Source organism: Pseudomonas sp. FG98, assembly GCF_057808595.1.
Map to the genome: position 1 here is coordinate 42130 of NZ_JBMDIJ010000049.1, position 7329 is coordinate 49458.

A 7329-nucleotide genomic window follows, 5' to 3' on the forward strand; every position below is an offset into this window, starting at 1 on the left:
TTTGTCATCCCCTGTGGGAGCGGGTTCACCCGCGATGGCTGTAGTGAACCCACTGTCGCTATCGCGGGTGAAACCGCTCCCACAGGTCCGTGTAACTCAGGCCATTTCCGCCGTAGTCTCGAAGTCGAAGACCAGTTCGCCATCGCGGATGTCGATATGCACGACACCACCGTGCTCGGCCAGTTCGCCGAACAGGATCTCCTCGGCCAGCGGCCGCTTGATCTTGTCCTGGATAAGCCGAGCCATCGGACGCGCACCCATCTGCACATCGTAGCCACCGGTCGCCAGCCAACCACGGGCCGCGTCGGAGACTTCCAGCAGGACACGCTTGTCCTCCAGCTGCGCCTGCAGTTCGGTGAGGAACTTGTCCACCACGCTCTTGATGGTTTCGTGACTGAGGCGACCGAACTGGATGATGGTGTCCAGACGGTTGCGGAACTCCGGCGTGAAGCTCTTCTTGATCACTTCCATCGCATCGGACGAGTGGTCCTGATGGGTGAAGCCGATCGATGCCCGCGCAGCGGTCTCTGCACCGGCGTTGGTGGTCATGATCAGGATCACGTTGCGGAAGTCCGCCTTGCGCCCGTTGTTATCGGTCAGGGTGCCGTGGTCCATCACCTGCAGCAGCAGGTTGAAGACTTCCGGATGCGCTTTTTCGATCTCGTCGAGCAACAGCACGCAGTGCGGCTGCTTGGTGATCGCCTCGGTCAGCAGGCCACCCTGATCGAAACCGACATAGCCAGGAGGCGCGCCGATCAGACGGGAGACAGTGTGCCGCTCCATGTACTCGGACATGTCGAAACGAACCAGCTCAACGCCAAGGGCCTTGGCCAGCTGCCGTGCCACTTCGGTCTTGCCCACGCCGGTCGGACCGGAGAACAGGAATGAACCGACCGGCTTGTCGGGCGCCTTGAGGCCAGCGCGAGACAGCTTGATCGCGGTCGCCAGCGAGTCGATGGCGGCGTCCTGACCGAATACCGTCAGCTTCAGGTCGCGCTCCAGATTACGCAACAGCTCCTTGTCGGAACTGGTGACGTGTTTTGGCGGAATACGCGCGATCTTGGCGACAATGTCCTCGACCTGCGGCACTTCGATGCGCTTGACCCGGGCTTCCACCGGCTGCAGACGCTGGTAGGCGCCTGCTTCGTCGATCACGTCGATAGCCTTGTCCGGCATGTGCCGGTCATTGATGTAGCGGGCAGCCAGTTCGGCTGCGGCACGCAGGGCCTCGTCGCTGTATTCGATGCTGTGGTGCGACTCGAAGCGCCCCTTGAGCCCGCGCAGGATGCCAACGGTGTCTTCCACCGAAGGCTCGCTGACGTCGACCTTCTGGAAGCGACGGGCCAGCGCCCGGTCCTTCTCGAAGATGCCGCGGAATTCCTGGAAGGTGGTCGAGCCGATGCAGCGAATATCGCCCGAAGACAGCAGCGGCTTGAGCAGGTTGGACGCGTCCATCACCCCGCCGGATGCTGCACCGGCACCGATGATGGTGTGGATTTCGTCGATGAACAGGATTGCCTGCGGGCGTTTGCGCAACTCGCCGAGCAGCGCCTTGAAGCGCTTCTCGAAATCGCCGCGGTACTTGGTACCCGCCAGCAGCGCACCGAGGTCCAGGGAGTAGACCACGCTGTGGGACAGCAGGTCAGGCACCTGACCATCGACAATGCGCTTGGCCAGGCCTTCAGCGATCGCGGTCTTGCCGACACCGGCCTCACCCACCAGCAGCGGGTTGTTCTTGCGACGACGGGCGAGGATCTGCGCGACCCGCTCTACTTCGCTTTCGCGACCGACGAGCGGATCGATCCGACCCTGACGAGCCAGTTCATTGAGGTTGCTGGCATAGGCGTCCAGCGGATTGCCCGACGACGAGGTTTCTCCACCCTCTTCGTCCTGCATCTCCTGCTCGCCATCCTGGTGCTCACCGTGACCTGGAACCTTGGATATACCGTGGGCGATGTAGTTGACCACATCGATGCGAGCCACGCTTTGTTGCTTGAGCAGGAATACGGCCTGGCTTTCCTGCTCGCTGAAAATGGCCACCAGTACGTTGGCGCCGGTCACTTCGCGCTTGCCGGAGCTCTGTACGTGGAAGACGGCACGCTGCAGCACCCGCTGGAAGCCCAGGGTCGGCTGGGTTTCGCGGTCCTCGTCATGAACGGGGATCAGTGGCGTGGTGGAGTCGATGAACTCCTGCAGATCGTGTTTGAGCTTGTCGAGATTTGCCCCGCACGCACGCAGAACCGTGGCGGCGGCCTCGTTGTCCAGCAATGCCAGAAGGAGGTGCTCGACGGTCATGAACTCATGACGCTTCGAGCGCGCCTCCTTGAAGGCCAGATTGAGGGTGACTTCGAGCTCGCGGTTTAACATAGCTTCACCTCATACCCAAGTGGTCGGCGATTAACCGTCCTTCTCGATTTCACAGAGTAGCGGATGCTGGCTTTCCCTGGCGTATTGGTTGACCTGCATGGCCTTGGTTTCGGCGATGTCGCGGGTAAACAATCCGCACACTGCCCGTCCTTCTGTATGAACGGCCAGCATGACCTTGGTCGCCAGCTCGCGGTTCAGGTTAAAGAACACTTCGAGCACTTCGACGACGAAATCCATCGGCGTGTAGTCATCGTTGAACAAAACCACCTTGTACATCGGTGGCGCCTGCAGCGCCGGCTTGGCCTCTTGTACCGCCAATCCGGAGCCATCGTCCTCATGCGATTGCGGGCGATCCTGATTGAATGTTAGTCGAATCTGGCTATGTGCATGCATGGAAAGAATTTCATCATTTCGACAGGTTAAGGTTGTGGGTTGGCCGCTGGAACCGGCGCGGAATACGGCCCGTCGCCTGACCTTGACTATCGGTAAAACGGTGTTACAACCAATAAGAACCCACCGTGGTCAATAAAGATCCGCGCAGTCAACCAGAAATTTCGCAGGTTCGTATGCGGATGGAGTGGATGATACTCCAGTGATGGAGTCCTTTGCAGAGGGATATGAGGATGGCAAGCGGTAAAGTCAAGTGGTTCAACAATGCGAAGGGTTACGGCTTCATCAATGAAGACGGCAAGACCGATGACCTGTTCGCACACTACTCGTCGATCCAGATGGATGGCTACAGGACCCTGAAAGCGGGTCAGGCCGTCACCTTCGACATCATCCAGGGCCCCAAGGGCAATCATGCGATCAACATCCTGACCGCGCCCGTCACTTCGGAGGCCAAGACCACGCCCAACTTGACCGTGAACGCCTGATCCGTTTGATGTACTACGAATAAAGGCCCGCCTCATTTACATGAAGCGGGCCTTTGGTTGTTACATGTGCTTGATCAGCGCTTCGCCGAAGCCGGAAGACGAGACCAGGGTCGCACCGTCCATGAGGCGCTCGAAGTCATAGGTCACGGTCTTGGCGCGAATGGCGCCATTGGTGCCCTTGATGATCAGGTCGGCCGCCTCGGTCCAGCCCAGATGGCGCAGCATCATTTCGGCGGAAAGGATCACCGAGCCCGGGTTGACCTGGTCCTTGCCGGCGTATTTCGGCGCGGTACCGTGGGTTGCCTCGAACATGGCCACGGTGTCGGACAGGTTGGCACCCGGTGCGATGCCGATACCGCCGACCTCGGCCGCCAGGGCGTCGGACAGGTAGTCACCATTGAGGTTGAGGGTGGCGATCACGTCGTATTCCGCCGGACGCAGGAGGATCTGCTGGAGCATGGCGTCGGCGATGGCATCCTTGACGATGACTTCGCGGCCGGTCCGCGGGTTCTTGAACTTCATCCACGGGCCGCCGTCGAGCAGCTCGGCGCCGAATTCGTTCTTCGCCACCTCGTAGCCCCAGTCCTTGAAGGCACCTTCGGTGAATTTCATGATGTTGCCCTTGTGCACGATGGTCAGCGACTTGCGATCGTTGTCCACGACATACTGCAACGCCTTGCGCACCAGGCGCTGGGTGCCCTCCTTCGAGACCGGCTTGACGCCAATGCCGCAATCCTGGTCGAAGCGGATCTTGGTGACGCCCATTTCCTCCTTGAGGAACTTGATGACCTTGTTGGCCTCGGGCGAACCGGCCTTCCACTCGATACCGGCGTAGATGTCCTCGGAGTTCTCGCGGAAGATCACCATGTCGACATCGCCTGGCTTCTTCACCGGGCTCGGCACGCCATCGAACCACACCACCGGACGCAGGCAGACGTACAGGTCGAGTTGCTGGCGCAGGGCCACGTTGAGGGAACGGATGCCACCACCGACCGGGGTGGTCAGCGGGCCCTTGATGGAAACCACGTAATCCTTCACTGCATCGAGGGTTTCCTGGGGCAGCCAGGTGTCCTGGTCATAGACCTGGGTGGCTTTTTCGCCGGCATAGACCTCCATCCAGGAAATCTTGCGCTTGCCGCCGTAAGCCTTCTCGACCGCAGCGTCGACCACCTTGATCATCACCGGGGTGACGTCGATGCCGATGCCGTCGCCTTCGATGAACGGGATGATCGGATTGTCTGGAACATTGAGAGAATGGTCTGCGTTGACGGTGATTTTGTCGCCGACTGCCGGAACCTCGATTTTCTGGTATCCCATGCTGCACTCCGCTTTTTCTTGGTTTGAAGTCATGCAATCCCCTGAGACTAACCCAGTTGACGGGGAACGGAAACCTTGGAGGAAAAACCGTCACAAAGGCGAAAAATGCTCTACATCTTTCGTCTATAAATGGCCATCCGACATGTACGTCTTGCTGATTAGGACCAAGGAATTGATATACTGCGCCGGTGACTCAAGGGTCACTCGGGGCGAGACGTCCGCTACAGGCCCCACGGCCCCGACAAGACTGAGCTGTTACCGCAGCCCAGCCGTTTGACACTCGACTGATGCAACCCACCATCACAGCCTGGAATCCTCGACTTTCCGCTTATGGATGTGTCTGAGCGAAGCGCTTACCCTGCGCGCCACACCGAGATTCCGAGCACGCTCAGCAAAACAGAGAGTTAACCCGAATATGTCCACCCGTTCGAAGATCATCTACACCTTCACCGACGAAGCTCCTGCCCTCGCCACCTTCTCCCTGCTGCCTATCGTCGAAGCCTTCACCGCTACCGCCGAGATCTCGGTAGAAACCCGGGACATCTCTCTCGCCGGCCGCATCCTCTCCGCCTTCCCAGAACAGCTCGGCGCCGACAAGCAAGTGGCCGACCACCTGGCGGAACTGGGTCAACTGGCGACCACTCCCGAAGCCAACATCATCAAGCTGCCGAACATCAGTGCCTCGGTTCCCCAGCTGAAGGCGGCGATCAAGGAGCTGCAAGGCAAGGGCTTCAACGTTCCGGACTACCCGGATACCGCGACCAACGACGCCGAGAAGGAAGCCAAGGCGCGTTACGACCGCATCAAGGGCAGTGCCGTGAACCCGGTCCTGCGCGAAGGCAACTCCGACCGCCGCGCCCCGCTGTCGGTCAAGAACTACGCACGCAAGCACCCGCACAAGATGGGCGCCTGGGCCGCCGACTCCAAGTCCCACGTTGCCCACATGAGCAGCGGCGACTTCTACGGCAGCGAAAAAGCCGCCCTGATCGAAGCCGATGACAGCCTGCGCATCGAACTGCTGGGCAAGGACGGTGCTACCACCGTCCTGAAAGAAAAGACTTCGGTAAAAGCCGGCGAAATCATCGACTGCGCAGTCATGAGCACCAAGGCCCTGCGCGCCTTCGTCGCTGCCGAGATCGAAGATGCCAAGGCCCAGGGCGTGCTGCTGTCGGCGCACCTGAAAGCCACCATGATGAAGGTCTCCGACCCGATCATGTTCGGCCAGATCGTTGCCGAGTACTACGCCGACGCGCTGAACAAGCACGCTGCGGTCCTGGAAGAAATCGGCTTCAACCTGAACAACGGCATTGGTGACCTGTACGCCCGCATCAAGACCCTGCCAGCCGAGCAGCAGGCGCAGATCGAAGCCGACGTCAAGGCGGTCTACGCCGTTCGTCCGGCCCTGGCCATGGTCAACTCCGACAAGGGCATCACCAACCTGCACGTGCCGAGCGACGTGATCGTCGACGCCTCGATGCCGGCGATGATCCGTGACTCGGGCAAGATGTGGAACGCCGAAGGCCAGCTGCAGGACACCAAGGCGCTGATCCCGGATCGTTGCTACGCGACCATCTACCAGGCCGTCATCGAAGACTGCAAGAAACACGGCGCCTTCGATCCGACCACCATGGGCAGCGTACCGAACGTCGGCCTGATGGCACAGAAAGCCGAAGAGTACGGCTCTCACGACAAGACCTTCCAGGCCAAGGCCGATGGCACCATCCGCGTCCTCGACAGCAAGGGCAACCTGCTGCTGCAACAGGAAGTGGAAGCGGGCGACATCTTCCGCATGTGCCAGACCAAGGACGCGCCGATCCAGGACTGGGTCAAGCTGGCCGTCAACCGCGCCCGTGCAAGCGCCACCCCGGCGATCTTCTGGCTCGACCCGCAACGCGCCCACGACGGCGTGCTGATCGAGAAAGTGCAGAAGTACCTGAAGGACCACGACACCGCCGGCCTGGACATCCGCGTCCTGGCCCCGGTCGAGGCGATGAAGGTTTCCCTGGAGCGCATCCGCGCCGGCCAGGACACCATCTCGGTCACCGGCAACGTGCTGCGCGACTACCTGACCGACCTGTTCCCGATCATGGAACTGGGCACCAGCGCCAAGATGCTGTCGATCGTCCCGCTGATGAACAACGGCGGCCTGTTCGAAACCGGCGCCGGCGGTTCGGCTCCGAAGCACGTGCAGCAACTGGTCGAGGAAAACTTCCTGCGCTGGGACTCCCTGGGTGAGTTCCTCGCCCTGGCCGCCTCCCTGGAGCACCTGGGCAACGCCTACGCCAACCCGAAAGCCAAGGTACTGGCTGCGACCCTGGACCAGGCCACCGGCCAGTTCCTGGACACCAACAAGTCCCCAGCGCGCAAGGTCGGCGGTATCGACAACCGTGGCAGCCACTTCTACCTGACCCTGTACTGGGCCCAGGCACTGGCTGCACAAACCGAAGACGCCGCCCTGCAAGCGCGCTTCGCCCCGCTGGCCAAGGCACTGACCGAGAACGAAGCGACCATCGTCGCCGAGCTCAACGCAGTCCAGGGCAAACCAGCCGAAATCGGTGGCTACTACTTCACCGACGCCGAGCTGACCAGCAAGGTGATGCGCCCAAGCCAGACCTTCAACAGCGCGATCGCCGCACTGTAAGAAAGCCAGCTTGAAGCAATAAGGAAAACCCCGGCCACGCACCGGGGTTTTTCTATATAAGCGACTCGACAGATTCTCCCCCTGTGGGAGCGGGTTCACCGGGACGCCGGACCGCCGCGATTGCGGTAG

5 protein-coding genes are annotated in these 7329 nt (G+C 60.7%); 2 read left to right on the plus strand and 3 right to left on the minus strand.

What is annotated here, in order from left to right; translation table 11 throughout:
* Positions 1-96: 96 nt before the first annotated feature.
* Complete coding sequence (gene clpA / locus ACODSK_RS22945; protein ID WP_489019379.1) at positions 97-2367, minus strand: ATP-dependent Clp protease ATP-binding subunit ClpA; 2271 nt, start codon at positions 2365-2367, stop codon at positions 97-99.
* Between the two features lie 30 nt (positions 2368-2397).
* Entirely contained in the window at positions 2398-2760 is a 363-nt protein-coding gene (gene clpS, locus ACODSK_RS22950; RefSeq protein WP_009400967.1) for an ATP-dependent Clp protease adapter ClpS, read from the minus strand.
* A gap of 224 nt (positions 2761-2984) precedes the next feature.
* Here clpS and cspD point away from each other — a divergent pair, with 224 nt between their 5' ends.
* A complete protein-coding gene (gene cspD / locus ACODSK_RS22955) occupies positions 2985-3242 on the plus strand; it encodes a cold shock domain-containing protein CspD (RefSeq protein WP_489019380.1) in 258 nt (85 codons plus the stop codon).
* Positions 3243-3302: 60 nt separating this feature from the next.
* Here the strand turns inward: cspD and icd are convergent, their stop codons facing one another.
* Positions 3303-4559 (minus strand): NADP-dependent isocitrate dehydrogenase, encoded by a 1257-nt coding sequence (icd, locus tag ACODSK_RS22960; protein WP_489019381.1) that lies wholly within the window; start codon positions 4557-4559, stop codon positions 3303-3305.
* 415 nt (positions 4560-4974) lie between these two features.
* On the opposite strand from icd, the gene ACODSK_RS22965 reads away from it, so the two are divergent.
* Positions 4975-7200, plus strand: coding sequence for an NADP-dependent isocitrate dehydrogenase (locus ACODSK_RS22965; protein WP_489019382.1), 2226 nt, complete (start codon positions 4975-4977; stop codon positions 7198-7200).
* Positions 7201-7329 lie beyond the last annotated feature (129 nt).